General features: G+C 72.9%; 15 protein-coding genes. 7 read left to right on the top strand and 8 right to left on the bottom strand.

The genetic code is table 11. From position 1 onward, the window contains the following. Positions 1 to 275: 275 nt before the first annotated feature. From ACYQ8L_RS12965 to ACYQ8L_RS12945, 5 genes are all read right to left on the bottom strand, one after another. On the bottom strand, positions 276 to 761 hold the full coding sequence (locus tag ACYQ8L_RS12965) for a DivIVA domain-containing protein (protein WP_459942229.1): 486 nt from the start codon (positions 759 to 761) through the stop codon (positions 276 to 278). Between the two features lie 70 nt (positions 762 to 831). Beyond that, on the bottom strand, positions 832 to 1,131 hold the full coding sequence (locus ACYQ8L_RS12960; protein ID WP_459942228.1) for a YggT family protein: 300 nt from the start codon (positions 1,129 to 1,131) through the stop codon (positions 832 to 834). Between the two features lie 32 nt (positions 1,132 to 1,163). After that, positions 1,164 to 1,976 (bottom strand): pyrroline-5-carboxylate reductase, encoded by an 813-nt coding sequence (gene proC, locus ACYQ8L_RS12955; protein WP_459942227.1) that lies wholly within the window; start codon positions 1,974 to 1,976, stop codon positions 1,164 to 1,166. A 183-nt stretch (positions 1,977 to 2,159) separates the two neighbouring features. Continuing rightward, a complete protein-coding gene (locus ACYQ8L_RS12950; protein WP_459942226.1) occupies positions 2,160 to 2,858 on the bottom strand; it encodes a YggS family pyridoxal phosphate-dependent enzyme in 699 nt (232 codons plus the stop codon). After that, complete coding sequence (locus ACYQ8L_RS12945; RefSeq protein ID WP_459942225.1) at positions 2,855 to 3,484, bottom strand: Maf family protein; 630 nt, start codon at positions 3,482 to 3,484, stop codon at positions 2,855 to 2,857. The genes ACYQ8L_RS12950 and ACYQ8L_RS12945 overlap by 4 nt, the downstream gene beginning before the upstream one ends. A gap of 286 nt (positions 3,485 to 3,770) precedes the next feature. Here ACYQ8L_RS12945 and ACYQ8L_RS12940 point away from each other — a divergent pair, with 286 nt between their 5' ends. Both ACYQ8L_RS12940 and ACYQ8L_RS12935 read left to right on the top strand, forming a co-directional pair. Then, a complete protein-coding gene (locus ACYQ8L_RS12940) occupies positions 3,771 to 4,121 on the top strand; it encodes an ArsR/SmtB family transcription factor (protein WP_459942224.1) in 351 nt (116 codons plus the stop codon). Beyond that, positions 4,118 to 6,376: a heavy metal translocating P-type ATPase gene (locus tag ACYQ8L_RS12935; protein WP_459942223.1), complete on the top strand. Its 2,259-nt coding sequence runs from the start codon at positions 4,118 to 4,120 to the stop codon at positions 6,374 to 6,376. Before ACYQ8L_RS12940 ends, ACYQ8L_RS12935 begins: the two co-directional genes overlap by 4 nt. Before the next feature lie 93 nt (positions 6,377 to 6,469). Here ACYQ8L_RS12935 and ACYQ8L_RS12930 read toward each other — a convergent pair whose 3' ends face one another. The 3 genes from ACYQ8L_RS12930 to ACYQ8L_RS12920 are packed head-to-tail and all read right to left on the bottom strand — an operon-like array spanning position 6,470 to position 9,739. Then, a complete protein-coding gene (locus ACYQ8L_RS12930) occupies positions 6,470 to 7,981 on the bottom strand; it encodes a two-component system sensor histidine kinase NtrB (protein ID WP_459942222.1) in 1,512 nt (503 codons plus the stop codon). Further along, entirely contained in the window at positions 7,974 to 9,368 is a 1,395-nt protein-coding gene (locus ACYQ8L_RS12925) for a DUF7125 family protein (RefSeq protein WP_459942221.1), read from the bottom strand. The genes ACYQ8L_RS12930 and ACYQ8L_RS12925 overlap by 8 nt, the downstream gene beginning before the upstream one ends. Then, positions 9,365 to 9,739 carry a response regulator gene (locus ACYQ8L_RS12920; RefSeq protein WP_459942220.1) on the bottom strand — a complete coding sequence of 125 codons (375 nt, stop codon included), beginning with the start codon at positions 9,737 to 9,739 and terminating at the stop codon, positions 9,365 to 9,367. Before ACYQ8L_RS12920 ends, ACYQ8L_RS12925 begins: the two co-directional genes overlap by 4 nt. A gap of 297 nt (positions 9,740 to 10,036) precedes the next feature. Here ACYQ8L_RS12920 and ACYQ8L_RS12915 point away from each other — a divergent pair, with 297 nt between their 5' ends. The 5 genes from ACYQ8L_RS12915 to ACYQ8L_RS12895 all read left to right on the top strand — a co-directional run bounded on the left by ACYQ8L_RS12915 (position 10,037) and on the right by ACYQ8L_RS12895 (position 16,547). Then, complete coding sequence (locus ACYQ8L_RS12915) at positions 10,037 to 10,528, top strand: YbaK/EbsC family protein (RefSeq protein WP_459942219.1); 492 nt, start codon at positions 10,037 to 10,039, stop codon at positions 10,526 to 10,528. A 259-nt stretch (positions 10,529 to 10,787) separates the two neighbouring features. Next, complete coding sequence (aroF, locus tag ACYQ8L_RS12910; protein ID WP_459942218.1) at positions 10,788 to 11,798, top strand: 3-deoxy-7-phosphoheptulonate synthase; 1,011 nt, start codon at positions 10,788 to 10,790, stop codon at positions 11,796 to 11,798. Between the two features lie 156 nt (positions 11,799 to 11,954). Then, on the top strand, positions 11,955 to 13,607 hold the full coding sequence (locus ACYQ8L_RS12905) for an acyl-CoA dehydrogenase family protein (RefSeq protein ID WP_459942217.1): 1,653 nt from the start codon (positions 11,955 to 11,957) through the stop codon (positions 13,605 to 13,607). A 464-nt stretch (positions 13,608 to 14,071) separates the two neighbouring features. Beyond that, a complete protein-coding gene (locus ACYQ8L_RS12900) occupies positions 14,072 to 15,688 on the top strand; it encodes a hypothetical protein (RefSeq protein ID WP_459942216.1) in 1,617 nt (538 codons plus the stop codon). Continuing rightward, on the top strand, positions 15,678 to 16,547 hold the full coding sequence (locus ACYQ8L_RS12895) for a DUF6063 family protein (protein WP_459942215.1): 870 nt from the start codon (positions 15,678 to 15,680) through the stop codon (positions 16,545 to 16,547). Before ACYQ8L_RS12900 ends, ACYQ8L_RS12895 begins: the two co-directional genes overlap by 11 nt. Positions 16,548 to 16,675 lie beyond the last annotated feature (128 nt).

The raw sequence follows: 16,675 nt of genomic DNA, 5'->3' as shown, positions 1-16,675 counted from the left end.
GGGAGCTTCCAAGAAAGTTCCGCTGGGACGCTGGGAGGCTGGGATGCTAGGACGTGAAAATCCTTTGCGATTCAAGCGTCAGCGGCCGTCCCAACCTGTCGACGCCACGTCCAAATCCTGACATCCCTTCTTCCCGGGCATTGGGGCCGCCCCCCTCACCCTGACCCTCTCCCCCCGAGGGGGAGAGGGCATTTTGTAGTGGTGCCGCGGGGCGGCACCGAATCCCCCTCCCCCGGAGGGAGGGGGGCAGGGGGAGGGGGCACGCCGCGCCCCGGCTACGGAGTTTCCTCCTCCTCGGGATCGCCTTCGGCGATGAACTCGGGTTCCCGCGGGGGGCGGCCCCGCTTCTCCTCGACCCAGCCGAGCAACGTTTGTCCGAGGGCCTCGGCCTCGGCGAGCCAGAGATTCCAGCGCTCCCGCACGGCCTCGATGTCGCGGCGCACCCGCAGGAGTTCCTCGTTCGCCTCGGCCAGCACCCGGTCGGCCCGCTGCCGGGCCTGGGCCTCGATGAGTTCGGCCTCCTGGCGGGCCTTTTCGAGGATCCCCTCCTGGAGGGTGCGGGCGGCGGCCAGGGCCTCCTCGAGGGTGCGCCGGGCCTTTCGCTCCTCCTCCAGTTCAACCGCCAGTCGGTCGCGCTCCTCCCGTAGCCGCTCGAGTTCGTCGGCGATCCGTTGGAGGAACGCGTCCACTTCCACCGGGTCGAACCCCCGGAACACGGTGCGGAAGGTCTGTTCCATCACGTCGGCCGGGGTGAGGCGCATGGGGACTCTCCTTGGGGGGCTCCGTGCCCTCCGTGTTCTCCGTGGTTCCCAAACCCTCCGGGACCCCGCGCTACCGGAGCCGCAGGGCCAGGTCGGCCAGGGTCTGCACGAGGAAGATCCGGGCGAAGTAGATCCCCAGGATCACGACCATGGGGGAGAAATCCATGCCCCCGAACACCACCGGGATCCGGCGGCGCACCCAATAGAGCACCGGGTCGGTGGCCCGGTGGAGGAACCGCACGATCGGGTTGTAGGGGTCGGGGTTCACCCACGACAGGAGCGCCCGCACGAGCACGATCCAGAAGTAGAGGTTCAGCACCAGGTCGAGCACCCGGGCGAGCCCGAGGAGAAAGTTGCCGAGAACGAACATCGGATGCGCCTCCGGTGGGAGAAGGGTTCCGGCTACCCCCCGAGTTCCCGGGACCGCAGGGTGGCCGTCCGGACGGCCTCGATCAGGGCCGAGCGCAGGCCCCGGGCCTCGAGTTCCCGCAGGCCCGCGGCGGTGGTGCCCCCGGGCGAGGTCACCCGGTCGCGGAGCACCGCCGGGTGCTCCGGGCTCTCGAGGGCGAGCTTCGCCGCGCCGAAGACCGTCTGCTTCGCCAGGTGGAGCGCGAGATCCCGGGGCAGGCCCATGAGCACGCCCCCGTCGGCCAGGGCCTCGATCACGGCGAAGGCGTAGGCCGGGCCGCTCCCGCTCAACCCGGTCACGGTGTCGAGGAGTTCCTCCTTCTCCACCCGGTGCACCGTGCCCACGGCGCCCAGGATCGCCTCGACCCAGCCCGCCTGCTCCGCCGTCACCCGGGAGTTGGCGCAGTACACGCTCGCGCCGGCGCCCACCAGAGCGGGGGTGTTGGGCATGACCCGGACGGCCGCAGCGTTTGCCCCGAGACCCTGCTCCAGCCGAGCCAGGGGGATGCCGGCGCAGATGCTGATCACGAGGGGCGAGCCCCCGGCCGCCCGGATCGCGGCCAGCGCCGGGTCCACGTCCTGGGGCTTCACCGCCAGGATCACGGTCTCGGCATCCCGGCAGGCGGCCTCCACCGTCGTCTCCACCCGGATCCCGTACCGGGCCGCCACCTCCCGGGCCCGCGTTTCGACTTTCTCGGCGCCCACGATCCGGTCGGGGGTGAGGGTGCCCGCGGCCAGGAGGCCCCGCAGCAGGGCCTCGCCCATGTTGCCCACGCCGATCAGCGCAAGGTTCGGAAGGGTCTGCATGCCGGAATCCCCTTTCTTGAAGTCCTTTTCGGCCGCCGGGCGGACAGGCGGCTAGGCAGCTAGGCGGCGAGGCGGCGAGGCGGCGAGGCGGCTAGGCAGTTGGGCGGCTAGGCGGCCGGGCCGCCCAGCCGCCAGCTTCCCAGCTTCCTAGCTTCCCAGCCTCCCAGCTTCCCAGCCCCGCACTCAGGCCCGCTCCCCGAAGATCGCCGTGCCCACCCGGACCAGGGTCGCCCCCTCCTCGATGGCCACGGCGAAGTCGTGGCTCATGCCCATGCTGAGGTGCTCGAGCCGCACCCCCTCGGGCGCCTCGGCCTGGAGCCGGTCGCGCAGTTCCCGGAGGGCCCGGAAGTACGGCCGCACCTCCTCGGGGTCCTCCCGGTACGGGGGGATCGCCATGAGCCCCCGGATCCGCAGATGGGGCCACTCCGGCGCCCGCCGGACCAGAGCCCGGGCGCCCTCCTCGTCGGTGCCCGACTTCGTGAGTTCGCCCCCCACGTTCACCTGGACGAGCACGTCGAGCACGCGGCCCCGGGCCGCCGCGGCCTTCTCCAGGGCGTCGGCCAGGGAAGGCCGGTCCAGGGAGTGGACCCAGGCGAAGGTCTCCACCGCGCGCTTGGCCTTGTTGGACTGGAGGTGCCCGATCATGTGCCACCGGGCGTCCGGCGGCAGGCGGTCCACCTTGCCCAGGGCCTCCTGCACGTAGTTCTCCCCGAAGTCCCGGGCCCCGGCCTCGTAGGCGGCGAGGATGCGCTCGGGTTCCACCGTCTTCGACACGGCGACCAAGGTAACCGCCTCGGGGCTGCGGCCCGTCCGGCCGCAAGCCTGCCGCACCGCGTCCAGGACCTCCCGGTACCGTTGTCCGATCGACGTGGGTTCCCTCATGGTCTTGCGTCCTCTCCCGCAACCGCCGCCCGGGGGACCCGGCCGGCGGCCCGCTCCCAGGGCGGAATCCCCGTGCCCCGGAGGAGGGCCAGGGTCTCCGCCAGGGGAAGCCCCACCACGTTCGTGTACGACCCCTCGATCCGCTCCACCAGCGCCGCACCGGCCCCCTGGATCCCGTAGGCCCCGGCCTTGTCGTAGGGCTCGGGAAGCCCCGTGTACCACGCAATCTCGTCGGCCGCGAGAGCCCGGAACCAGACCCGGGTGGTCACGGCGATGCTCCGGTCCTCCCCGCCGGGGCCCACGAGGCAGACGGCCGTGATCACCCGGTGGCTTCGGCCCGAGAGGCGTTCGAGCATCGCCCGGGCCTCGTCCCGGCCGGCCGGTTTCCCCAGGACCCGGTCGTCCACCACCACGGCGGTGTCGGCCCCCAGGACCCAGGCGTCCGGATCGTCCCCGGCCGCGGCCCGGGCCTTCCGCCGGGCCACCTGGACCAGGGCGTCCTCCAGGGGCAGACCCGGGGCGAGGGTTTCGTCGACGTGGCTCGGCCGGACCTCGGCGGCAATCCCTACCGAGGCGAGCAGTTCCCTGCGCCGGGGCGAGGCCGAGGCGAGAACCAGGTTCGGCATGGGGTGGCGCCTCCTCGAAACGCTGGCAAACACCGCACGCTAGACGAAGGGCAAAACGGCTGTCAACACTCGCGGGCCCCGCCCCCGGCCAGGGGAGGAACCGAAAGGCCCGGGGTTGCGCCGGGCGCGGGGTTGTGTTCTTATGTATGAGCAGTTGTTCAATCGTTGGAGATTTCCGCCGGCACCGCGGCGTGGCCATCGGGTGCCGCACCCCTGACCGGCCGGATTCGGCTCCCCGCCCGCCATGGGGGCAAGGCTACTTGGGCGGGCTCGGTAGGAGGAACCCATGGACGTCTGTTCGGAGCTCCTGATCCATCCCGAGGCGGTGGCCCGGGCGCGAAACGAGGTGGAAACGGCTCCCGTGGAGGCGCTCGCCGAGGCCTTCAAGATTCTGGGGGACCCGACCCGCGTCCGGATTCTCCTGGCCCTGGCGGCCGAGGAACTTTGCGTGTGCGATCTCGCGGAGCTCCTGGGCCTGAGCCCGAGCGCCGTGAGCCACCAGCTCCGGCTCCTCAAGATGCACCGGCTCGTGAAGAGCCGCCGGGAGGGGAAGCTCGTCTTCTACGCTCTGGACGACGACCACGTGCGCACCCTTTTTGCCGAGGCCCGCCGGCACGTGGAGGAGGACCGGCCATGAGGGAGCTGCCCATGGCCCCGCAAGGGGGGGCGGGCCCCGCGTGCTCCTGTGGCGGTCAGGGGGGCGTCCCCGTGGCGGAACCGCCCCGGCGCCGACCGGGGGCCCGGTACCGGCTCGAGGGCCTCACCTGCGCCTCCTGCGCGGAGAAGATCGAGCAGGAGATCAACCGCCTTCCCGGGGTGCGGGCCGAGCTCCATTTCGCCTCGTCCACCCTGGTGGTGGAGGCCGACGACCCGGCGGCCCGGGAAAGGGCCCTGGAAATCGTGACCCGGATCGAGCCCGAGGTCCGGCCCGTGAGGCTCGACGCCGGGCACCTGGAGGGGGAGCCCCGGGGCGTCTCGCCGATCCTGAAGGCGGTGGCGGCCTCCGGGGTCCTCTTCGCGCTGGCGCTCGTGGTGGAACGGCTTGTGCCCCGGCCCGGGGCGGGGTTTCGGGTCGGCGACCCCGGGGCCTGGGCCGTGTTCCTCCCCTACCTAATCGCCTACGCCGTGGCGGGCCAGGACGTGGTGCGCCGGGCCGCCCGCGGGGTGCTGCGGGGCGACCTCTTCGACGAGAGCTTCCTCATGACGGTGGCCACCCTCGGGGCCTTCGCCATCGGGGAGTTCCCCGAGGCCGTGGCCGTGATGCTCTTTTACAAGGTGGGGCAGTATTTCGAAGACCGGGCGGTGAACCGCTCCCGCCGGTCGATCGCGGCCCTCCTCAAGATCCGGGCCGACTACGCCAACCTCCGGCGGAACGGGGAGACCCTGCGGGTGCCCCCCGAGGAGGTGCGGGTGGGGGACCGGATCGTGGTGAAGCCCGGGGAACGGGTTCCCCTCGACGGCGTCATCGAGGAGGGCCGGACCACGGTGGACGCCTCGGCCCTGACCGGCGAATCCCGGCCCCGGGCGCTGGGGGAGGGGGACGAGATCCTCTCCGGCATGGTGAACCAGGGCGGGGTCGTCACGGTGCGGGTCACCAAACCCTTTGGGGAGTCCACGGTCAAGACCATCCTCGACCTGGTGGAAACCGCGGCGGCCCGAAAGGCGCCCACCGAGGCGTTCCTCACCCGGTTCTCCCGGGTGTACACACCGGCCGTGGTCCTGGGAGCGGTGCTCCTGGCCGTGGTTCCGCCCTTGGCCTCCCGGGCGCCGGGGATCGCGGGGTGGTTCGGTGCGCCCCAGGCCTACGCCGACTGGGTCTACCGCGCCCTGGTGTTTCTGGTGATCTCGTGCCCCTGCGCCCTGGTGATCTCGGTGCCCCTGGGATTCTTCGGCGGCATCGGGGCGGCATCGCGCCGGGGGGTGCTGTTCAAGGGCGCGAACTTCCTCGAGGCCTTCCGGTGGGTGCGGACCATCGTGTTCGACAAGACCGGCACCCTGACCCAGGGGGTGTTCCGGGTGACCCGGGTCGTGCCCCACAACGGCTTTACCGAGGCAGAGGTGTTGGCGCTCGCGGCCGCCGCCGAGAGCCATTCCGGCCATCCCATCGCCCGGTCCGTGCTGGAGGCCTACGGCCGGCCGGTGGACGACGCCCGGATCGGGTGCTACGAGGAGATCCCGGCCCACGGGGTGCGGGCCGTGATCGACGGCCGCGAGGTCCTGGTGGGTAACGACCGGATCCTCCACCTGGACGGCGACGAGCTCGTCCACGACACCTGCGACCTCGAAGGGACCGTGGTGCACGTGGCCGTGGACGGGACCTACGCGGGCTACCTCCTTCTGGCCGACGAGCCCCGCCCCGAGGCCCGGGAAACCCTGGAGCGGTTGCGGGCCGCCGGGGTGCGCCGGTTCGTGATGCTCACGGGCGACGAGCGGTGCGCGGCCGAGGCGGTGGCCAGGGCGCTGGACCTGGACGAGGTCCACGCCGATCTGCTGCCCCAGGACAAGGTGGACTGGGTCCGGCGCCTCGAGGCCGAGAAGGAGGACCCCCGGGCCAAGGTGGCGTTCGTGGGCGACGGCCTGAACGACGCCCCCGTGCTGGCCGCGGCGGACATCGGGGTGGCCATGGGCGGGCTCGGGTCCGATGCCGCCATCGAGGCCGCCGACGTGGTGCTCATGGACGACCGACTCACGGGCCTCGTGTCGGCCGTGGAGGTGGCCCGCCGCACGAACCGGATCGTGCGGGAGAACATCGCCCTGGCCTTCGGGGTGAAGGGGCTCTTTCTGCTGCTCGGGGCGGCGGGGGTGGCCTCCCTGTGGGAGGCCGTGTTCGCCGACGTGGGCGTGGCGGTGCTCGCCGTCCTGAACGCGACCCGGGTGCTCCGGGAGGGGTGAGCCGGCCGCTCCCGTGACGCGGTGAGGCGCCCCGGGGGCCGCACTCGCGCCCGGCCGGAACCAGGCCCCCACCCGCCTCCGGCAATACTCTTGTTAGTCGTGCCGCGACCCGTCCTCCGGGCTCCCCGTTCGGGGCAGCCGCACCCGGAACCGGGCGCCCCGGCCCGGGGCGGTGTCGAGCTCGATGGCGCCCCCGTGGTCGCGGACGATGCCGTAGACCACGGCGAGCCCGAGGCCCGTTCCCTTCCCTTCGCCCTTGGTGGTGAAGAACGGCTCGAACACCCGCTCGGCCACCTCGGGCGCCATGCCGGGCCCGTCGTCGGCCACCTCGATCCAGGCCTCCCCTTGGGCTTCCCCCACCCGGACCTCGATCGTTCCCGCGCCGCCGGCGGCCTCCCCGGCGTTCAGCAGGAGGTTCAGCAGCACCTGCTCCAGGCCCGAGGGGTCCGCCTCCACCGTGGGGCCGGGGGCTTCCGTGAGCCGGAGGTCCACCCCCTTGGGCAGGGCCGGCCGGGCGAGTTCGGCCACCCGGTGGGCGAGGCTCCCGAGGCCGACCGTCTGCCGCTGCGGCGGGGTGCCCCGGCCGAAGGCGAGCACCCGGTGGGCCAGGTCCGAGGCCCGTTGGCAGGCCGAGACGATGCGCTCGAGCCGCTTCGCCCCGCTTTCGCCTTCCGCCCCATGGAGTTCCAGGAGTTCCGCGTTTCCCTGGATGGTCATGAGGAGGTTCTTGAACTCGTGGGCGAGCCCGGCCGCGAGCCGTCCCAGGCTCTCCATGCGCTGGGCCCGGGTCAGGGCCTCCTCGGCCCGGGCCTCCTTCGTGACGTCGTACAGGGCCACCAGGGCCCCGGGGGTCAGGGCGCCGTCCCGGAGCGGGGTGACCCAGAGGCTCACCACCCGGTCGCCGTGGTGGGGCGCCCGGTGGGGCACCCGGGGATGGAAGGCCGGCTCCCCCCGGGCGGCCCGGGCGATCAGGGCCGGGAGGTCCACCCCGTCCAAAGTGCCGGGGGGGAGGAGCGCCGCGAGGTCGGTGCCGGGCGTGGGGTCCCCGTGGCAGGCCTCGCGGAAGGGGCGGTTCGCGGCCAGGAGCCGGCGGCGCCCGTCGCACACGGCCACGGCCAGGGGCAGGCTCTCCACCACGGCCCGCTGGAGGTCCACGGCCCGGGCCTCCCGGGCCAGGGCGCCGGCCAGTTCCCGGGCCCGGCCCAGGACGAGGGCCAGCACCTCGGCCAGCGACCCGCACAGGGGCTCCGCCCCCGTGCAGTGGGGGCACGGCGCCCCGCCGCAGGCGAAAAGCCCGAGGAGGGTGCCCGGATCGTCGAGGTAGAGGGGGAACACCCGCAGGGGGGCCTGGGGGCCGAGCCCGGCCGCGGCGCGGAGCCGGGGGACCGGGTCGTAGCCCAGGGGGATCGGCTGGGGCTGGGGCCGAGGGCACCGCCACGCGGCGGGCTCCAGCTCGGCCTCGGTCGCGAGCAGAACCGCGTAGAGGGTCTGGTGGCAGGCCGGCTCCAACGAGGCGGCGAACGCCTCCGAGGCCTCGGGGGGGCTCCGGGCCGCCCGGATCGCCCGCACCACCCGGGCCACCACGGCCTCGGCCCGCTCAGCCACCGTCGCCCCCGAACACCGGACCCGCCACGGGCCCGCCCACCCGCACGCCCGCGGTGCCCAGTTCGTAGCCCACGATCTCCCGGGAGTGCTCGATGCCCCGGGCCTTGAGCACCGTGAGCGCCGTGGCGAGCCGGCCGGCCTCCTCGTGGTAGCGGAGGAGCACCACGTTGTCGGCCACGTGGGAGATACCCACCCCCGAGATCCGCACAGGGCCGAACAGATCGCTCGATTCCAGGGTCATCACGAGGCTCGTGCGCCGGTCCTTGAAGTGTTGGACGAGGGAGTAGGCGAACGCGAGGTACCGGTCGCCGGCCCCGGCCCGGAGATCGGTGAGGCTGTCCACCACCACGACCCGGGCCCCGCAGGCGTCGGCCCGGCGGGCCACCTCGAGCACGTGGCGGTCGGAGGCGAGTTCCACCGGCGAGGTGTAGAAGAACGTCACGGGCCCGTCCGCCGGCACCCCCAGCCGGCCGGCGGTGGCGGCAAGTTGGTTCGGATCCTCCTGGAACGAGACGTAGAGGCTCGGTTCCCCGGCCCGGGCCGCGGCGGTCACGGCGGACAGGGCGAAGGTCGTTTTTCCCGCGCCCGGTTCGCCCACGAACAGGGTGGCCGTGCCGTCCAGGAACCCCCCGCCCGTGAGCCGGTCGAGCCCCTCCACCCCGGTGGGCCGGCGACGGGTCAATGGCTCGTACGCGGCGGGTCGGTCGGGGGTGGTCGTCCGGGGGGCCACCCGCACCCCGTCGTCGCCGATCCACAGGGGGTGTTCCCCCTCCTGGAACCCGGAACCCCTGAGCTTCACCACCCGCAGGCTCCGCCGTCCGCTCCGGTCCGGCTCCACCTCGTTGCTGAGGTACAGGATCGCGTCCACGACGCTGGCCGCCACGGTGTCCATGACCTCGCGGCTCCCGTACTCGCCGAGCAGCAGCGCCGTGACCGGCAGGGTCGCGAGATGGGCGCCGAGCCGGAACACCAGGGGTCGGAACCGGTCGGCCGAGGGCGCGAGGTCCGCCAGCGCCCGGAAGCTGTCCACCACCAGGTACGCCGGCTCGTGCTGGCGAAGCAGCCTTTCGAGGTCCTCCAGGGCCGCCTCGGGGCCCCGGTCGAGGAGGGTGGGGCCCAGGTCGGCGAACCGCACGGCCTCGCCCACGGCATCCGGCCGGAAGAACCCGTAGTTCGCGAGATGGCGAAGGAGCTTCTCCTGGGGCTCCGAAAGGGTGGTCACGTAGAGGCCCGGGGCGTCCGGGGTGGCGTTTCCGAAAAGCCACTGGAGGGCAAGAAGCGTCTTCCCGGTGCCGGCCCGGCCGGCCAGGAGGACGAGGGCGCCCGGGGGCAGCCCGCCGCCGAGCACGGGATCGAGGTGAGGGACCCGGGTGGGGATGCGGTTCATGATTCCCCCCTTTCGGCGGCGGTGCGGGGTTGGGCGAGCCGGCGGGCGAGGGCCAGGAGGTCGCGGTCGGCCAGGGGCTTTTGCACGAAGAGGTCGGCGCCGGCCTCCCGGGCCCGGTCGCCGAACGGAAGGCTCGAGACCACGGCCACGGGAACCCTGCGCGTCAGGGGGTGGGCGCGCAGTTGGCGCACCACCGTGAGGCCGTCGGTGCCGGGCAGGAGCACCTCGCACACCACGGCGGCCGGCGGCTCGGCAAAGGCCCGCTCGAGGGCCCGGGTGCCGTCGTCCACGAGTTCCAAGGGGGTGTCGAGGTCCAGGGCCTCCCACCGCCGGCGCCAGAAGGGGTCTCGCTCGGCCACCAGGATGCGCATCGGCACTCTCCGGTCGTGAGGGCTGCCGGCAACCAAAGCAGAGAAAAAGGGTTTTGTAAAGGAAAAATCGGGTGCGGTCTCCGGTCGCCGGTCGGGGAACGGAACCACGGAGGACGCGGAGGGCACGGAGGACGGCGGACGTGGCGGCGTGCTGGCCTTGGGTTCCCCGATTCGTGGTACACTCCCACGCCCGGGGGCCGGGGGAAGTGCTGCATCCCGGCGGTTCACGGCCTTCGAGCGTCCCAGCTTCCTAGCCTTCTAGCCTTCCAGCGTTCCAGCTTCCGAACCGGACCCGCCATGCCGACCATCGACGACGTGAAAGCGCACCTCGCCGCCCGTGGCGTGGAGGTGTGGGAGTTCGAGGCCCCGACGCCCACGGCCGAGACCGCGGCCGCGGCCGTGGGGTGCTCGGTGGGGGAGATCGCGAAGACCATCCTCTTTCTGGTGGGCGACCGGCCGGTCGTGGTGGTGGCCGCTGGCGACGCCAAGGTGAAAGGCTCGAAGCTCAAGCGGGCCCTGGGATGGACCGGGAAGGTGCGGCTCCCCGGGCCCGAGGACGTGGTGCGCCACACCGGCTACAGCCCGGGCGGGGTGTGCCCGTTCCTGCTCCCCGAGGGTCTCCCCGTGCTGGTGGACCGGAGCCTCCGGCGGTTCCCCCGCGTCTACCCGGCCGCCGGCAACGACCACTCGGCCGTCCCCCTCACGGTGGACCGGCTCCTCGAACTCACGGCCGGCCGGGAGGTGGACGTGTGCGATCTTCCTGGGGGCGGGGGTCCGCCGGACGCGTGAACACCCAAAGCCACGCCATCGTGACCACGGCCCTCGTGCTGGCCGCCCTGGGGCGGAGGGCATCCGGACCCGGTGCTCGCCCTGGGCGCGCGCCACGCCCTCGGGTCCGTGATCGCTGATCGGCGTTGACACGCCCCCCCGGTCGGCGCATCGTTTTTGCGTTGGTCGTTGGTCGTTGGTCGTTGGTCGTCGGGGTTGCCAGCTTCCCAGCCTTCTAGCCTCCTAGCTTTCTAGCTTTCTAGCCGACAAGAGCGCCGCCATGCTGATCGTGATGGACCATTTCGCCACCCCGGAGCAGGTGGAGGCCGTGTGCGAGCGCATCCGGTCCCTCGGGCTCACCCCCCAGCCGATCCCCGGCGGGGAGCGGGTCGCCATCGGGGTGCTGGGCAACCAGGGGTACGTGGACGAGGCCCCGTTCCGGGACCTTCCGGGCGTCCGGGAGTTCATCCACGTCACCAAGCCCTACAAGCTCGTGAGCCGCGATTTCCACCCCGAGGACACCGTGGTGCGGGTCGGGGACGTGGAGATCGGCTGGAGCCGGCCGCCCGTGGTGATTGCCGGGCCCTGCGCCGTGGAGAGCCCCGAGCAGGTCCGGGCCGCGGCCCGGGCGGTGAAGACCGCCGGGGCCCAGCTCCTTCGGGGCGGGGCCTTCAAGCCCCGTACCGGGCCCCACTCGTTCCAGGGCCTGGGGTACGAGGGGCTTGATCTCCTGGCCGAGGCGGCCCGGGAGGCGGGGCTTCCCGTGGTGACCGAGGTCATGCGGATCGACCAGCTCGAGAAGGTGGCCTCGGTGGCCGACTGTCTCCAGATCGGGGCCCGGAACATGCAGAACTTCGACCTGCTCAAGGAGGCCGGCCGCACGGGCAAACCGATCCTCCTCAAACGTGGCATGAGCGCCACCCTCGACGAGTTCTTGGCCGCGGCCGAGTACATCCTGCTCGAAGGGAACGACCAGGTGATCCTGTGCGAGCGGGGCATCCGGACCTTCGAGCGGGCCCTCCGGAACACCCTGGACCTCGCGGTGGTCCCCTACCTCAGGGCCGCGACCCACCTGCCCGTGATCGTGGACCCGAGCCACGCGCTGGGCCGCCGCGACCTCGTGCCGCCCATCGCGAAGGCCGCGTTCGTGGTGGGCGCGGCCGGGCTCATGGTGGAGGTCCACCCGAACCCCTGCCAGGCCCTGTGCGACGGGCCCCAGTCCCTCGATCTCGTGGCCTTCGAGCGGCTCATGGGCGCCCTCGACCAGATCCGGGCGTTCCGGGAGGCGTGAGGAAGGCTGGGAAGCTGGGAAGCTGGAAAGCTAGGACACTGGGAAGCGGGGAAGGGGGGGGCGCCGAGCTGGCTCGCCGCGGCAGCCTTCGGGTTGCGCCGGCCCCCGGGGCGGGTACCCTTCGGGAACCTGTTTCCCCGTTTTTCGAGGTGCCCAATGCCCCACCGAAGCCTGCTCTTCGATCTCTACACCGACGGCGTCCTCGACACCGCCTTCCTCTCCTCGTTTCGGCCGGAACCCCTGGGCCCCGAGGCCCGGGGGATCGTCGAGGCTTTCCGCTCCCTGTCCGAGCGGTATCCCCCGGAGGAGCTCGAGGCCCAGGGCCGGGTGCCCGAGGAGGCGCTCGCCGAGATGGGCCGGATCGGGCTTTTCGGCATGTCGATCCCCCGGGACCACGGCGGGCTCGGGCTCCCCTTCGGCCAGTACCTGGGGGTGGTGGCCGAGATGGCGCCGGTGGACCTGGCCCTCGCCCTCACCTCGCTGGCCCACCTGTCGATCGGGGTGCAGCCGGTCGTGCTGTTCGGCACCGAGGAGCAGAAAGCTCGGTTCCTGGGGCCGGCGGCCCGGGGCGAGACGATCTTCGCCTACGCCCTCACCGAGCCCGAGGTGGGGTCCGACGCCCGCCACATCCGCACCTCGTGCCGGCTTTCCGACGACGGCCGCCACTACGTGCTGAGCGGCCAGAAAACCTACATCACCAACGCCAACTACGCCGGCGCGTTCACCGTGTTCGCCCAGCTCGAGGGCCACCGGCCGGGCCACATGGTGGCCCTGGTGGTGGAGCGGGACGCCGAGGGCCTCACGGTGGGCCGCGGCATGGCCAAGATGGGCCTCAAGGCGAGTTCCACGGCGTTTCTGCGGTTCGAGGACGTGCGGGTGCCCGTGGAGAACCGGCTCGGGGACGAGGGCCAGGGGTTCCGGATCGCCATGGCGGTGCTGAGCTACGGCCGGCTCGCCGTGTGCGCGGCCGGGGTGGGCCTGATGGAGGCTTCGGCCGACGCCATGGCGAAGCGGGCGGCCTCGCGGATCCAGTTCGGGGGACCGATCGGGCGGTTCGAACTGGTGCGGGAGAAGATCGGCCGGGCCCGGGCCAACGCGTTCGTGGGGCGGGCCATGGTGGAACTCGCCGCCCGCCAACTCGAGGAGGACCCGCGGGCGAACGTGGCCGTGGAGACGAGCCACTGCAAGCTGTTCTGCACCACCCGGGCCTGGGACGCCCTCTACGACGCCCAACAGGTGGCCGGGGGCTCGGGGTACCTGGCCACAAACCCCTACGAGAAGCGGCTGCGGGACTTTCGGGTGGCCACGATCTTCGAGGGCACGACCGAGATCCACACGATCTACCCGCCCCTGGTGGTGGCCCGGGGGATCGGCCGCCGGCTCCCGAAACGGATGGGGGCCCGGGTGGGGGCGCTTCTCTCGGGCAGCGTCCGGCGGCTCCCGGCCTTCCCGGTCACCGGAGTGGCGCCGGCCGACCGGGCTCTGCGGCTCGCCCGCCGAAAGGCCCGGGCGTTCTCCTGGCGGATCCGCGCGGCGCTCGCCCGCCACGGGAAGACCATCGCGGAGCGGGAGTTTCTGCTCCGCCGGCTGACCTGGACGAGCCTCTACGGGTACGGGCTCCTGGCCGGGGCCCTGCGGCTCGCGGCCCTCGGCCGGGACGGGGGCGACACAACGGGGGCCGAACGGGCCCTCGCGGCCTTCGCCGCCGAGGCTCGATCCCACCGGCCGGGTCTCGTGGCGGCCCGCACCCGGGAAGAGCGGGCCGTGCTGGAGGCGGCGCGGGGTTGGGAGGACAGAAAGCCGGGCTAGGATTCCTTCGCGGGATCCCCCGGGTTGGGACAGCCGCTGACGCTGGAATCACAAACGAGTTTGGCGTCCTAGCGCCCCAGCGGGAAGTTCCTTGGAATCTGCCTTAGGCTGCGCAGTGCGGCCTGTTCGCGACCCACTGACACGCGCAAGCGCCGGCGCGCGCGCTGGCGGGCGGGGCAAGGGGCCTCCCTCCGGCCGGGCGCGAGTGCCGGCACCCGAGCCGCCGCGCAGCCCAGGCCCCCGGCAGTTGTTTCATCGCGTAGCCGCCCAGAAGCGGCGGGTTCGTGGTGCGAGCGACGGAGGTACTGCGCGGCTTCTTGCGGGGGCCGCGCCCGGCTCTCCGGGAGGCCCCTTGCCCCCCGAACTGGGGGCGATCGACGCCGTGTCAGTTGGGAGGTGCTACCCCGGCCGCGCAACTGCCAAGGGCTTGACGCTTGGCGCCCAAACCCCCTACCGTGGCGGGCGTGACGCCCGACGAGATCCTCCGCCGCTATCCCTACCTCGCCGACCATGCAGACCGGTGCCGCTCGGTGCTGGTGTTCCACCCCGTGCTGCGCCTCCTGTCCCGGTTCTACGGCGACGACATCGCCGAGGGGAACCGGGGGTTCAGCGTGGCCATGGCGATCCTGGCCCACGTGTGCGAGTGCATGCTCACCGGCCGGGGCGGGGCCACCCACCGGGAGATCCTCGACGCCCTGGCCCCCCTGGTGGTGGCCCAGTCCCAGGCCGAGGGCCGGCCGGCGACCCTGCCCGAGGCCGAGGCCCTGGTGGACCGGGTGCTCAACGAGCTCCAGAACTCCGGCGAGATCTTCCGGGCCGAGTTCTTCGACTACGCCACGGGCCGCACCGTGACCCACGCGTTCCGGATCCTGGAGGCCGAGGCGGCCCGGGAGCGGGGCGCCTACAAGATCAAGCTGACCCCCGCGGGGATCGACCTGTTCTTCCGGCTCAAGGAGGTGTACGGCGCCCTCGACACGGACATGGAGCGCCTCTTCCTGGAGCACCAGGTCAAGCGGGGGTGCTACGCCGAGGCGGGCCGGGTGGTGGACACCCTGCTCCTCAAGATCACGCGGGCCCTGGAGGCCCACCGGGAGCTCCGGGGAAAGCTCCGGTCGAACCCGGCCGAGGTCTCGGCCGACGAGGTGGAGTACTTCGGCACCGTGGTGGCCGAGCGCCTGCGGGAGGAGAAGGACCACTTCGCCCGGATCCGGGACCTCATCGAGTCCCAGATGCGCTCGCTGCTTCGCCAGTGGAACCGGCGGGGGCCCAAGGACCCCGTGATCCAGGAGAACCTGGCGGCCCTCCGGGACCTGCGGGCCGGCACGGCCCGGGTGGTGGACCGGCACAACCTGCTCTTCGGCCTGAACACCGAGCTGCGCCGGGAGTTCCGGCGCCTCAAGCTCGGGCTCCTGACCTTCGCCCCCACCCTGCGGCGGCTGCCCATGGAGGCCGAGGTGCTGGACCGGGTGCTGGCGAAGGACCTGCGGCTCCCCGAGGTGCACCGGTTCCTCGGGCCGGTCCTGGGCCCCCGGGCCCGCCGGTGGTTCCACCTGGCCCAGATGTTCCCCCCGGCCGAGCGAAGCCGCGACGCCCCCGGGGAGTCGTTCCTCGAGGACCCCTGGGCCGATCCGGAGTGGACCGCCCTGGAGCGCCGGCGCACCGAGCGGCTCGTGACCCACCTGCGGGCCCTGGTCGCGTACCTCGCCTCGCGGCCCGACGGCCGGGGCGACCTGGACGGCCTGGCGGCCCACGACGCCCCGGCCCGGCCCGTGACCGACGCCGAGGGCCGGGTGGTGGCCGAGGAGCCGGTGTGCCTGATGGACATGGACGGGGCCGAGGCCCGGGGGTTCCTGCGGTTCCTCCTGTGGCTCCACAACCGGCACGAGGTGGCGCTCCGGGGCGCCGAGACCCGGGAGGCCTTCGACCGGCTGTTGGCCGAGGAGCCCGGTTGGGCCCGGTTCGAGGCCGTGCGCACCGAGGCCGGGGAGGGCTGGTTCGAGTGGGACGGGAACCGGATCCGGCGGCTCCGGTTCGAGGTGGTGGCCACCCCGGCGGCCGACGAGGTGGCCCATGGCGCCTGACGAACGCGGCGAGACCCTGCCCTTGAGCGCGATCCGCACGGCGCTCCGGGCGTTCCGGCGGCTCCTGGTGCACGGCGAGATCACCGAGCGCGACCCGGAACTCCTCACCGCCGTGCTGGCCGACGCGGGGGTGGCCGAGGTGCTGGGGGTGCTCGAGGAGGAGTTCGACGTGCGGGTGCTCCGGGGCCGCAACCGGGTGGATCTTTCCCCGAACCCGGAGAACCGGGAGATCGGGTTTCGGTTCAGCGACCTCCAGGCCCGGTTCGGCGACCGCACCGGCGCGGTGTACCTGGTGATCCTGGGGCTCCTGGCCCTCTACTTCCGGTCGGGGAACTTCCGGGTGCCCGATTTCGACTACGTGGAGGTGTTCGACCTGGAGGAGTTTTTGACCCGCAAGGCCCGGGCCGTGGTCGAGCGGGGCGAGGCGCGGGTGGCGGCCGTGGAGGAGGCCGTGGGCACCCGGGTGTTCGGCCCCTGCCTCGACTGGCTGCGGCGCGACAAGTTCAAGGAGGGCAAGGGCCAGCGCTCCACCCGGTACGGGGTGATCCAGTCGGCCGTGATCTTCCTGGAGGCCCAGGGCCTGGTGCACCGGGAGAAGACCGTGGGACAGAACGCCCGGATCTACCCCACCGAGAAGCTCAAGGCCCAGGCCGAGGCCCTGGCCCTGGACGACCGGTACCGGGCCATGCTGGCCGTGCTGGGGGGCGACGAGGAGGCCCTTGCCGCGTGGGAGCCGGCCGAGCCGGCCCCGGCTCCGGAGCCCGAAGCCCCGCCCCCCGAGCCCAAGCCTCGGCGCCGGCGCAAAGCCAAAGCGCCCAAACCCCAGGTGCTCGACCTGTTCGGAGGGGAAGGCGAATGAGGCGCGCTCGTTTCGGGGCATCGCTTCGCGCCCGTAGGCACCCCGGGGCCCCCTGGCTCCCTCTCCCCCCGAGGGGGGAGAGGGCCGGGGAGAGGGGGGGCACCCCCTGTCCACCGTCCTCTGACCCC

The organism is Deferrisoma palaeochoriense, from assembly GCF_054656955.1.
The sequence above is the reverse complement of the archived record's forward strand: the minus strand, read 5'-3'. Positions and strand labels throughout refer to the sequence as shown.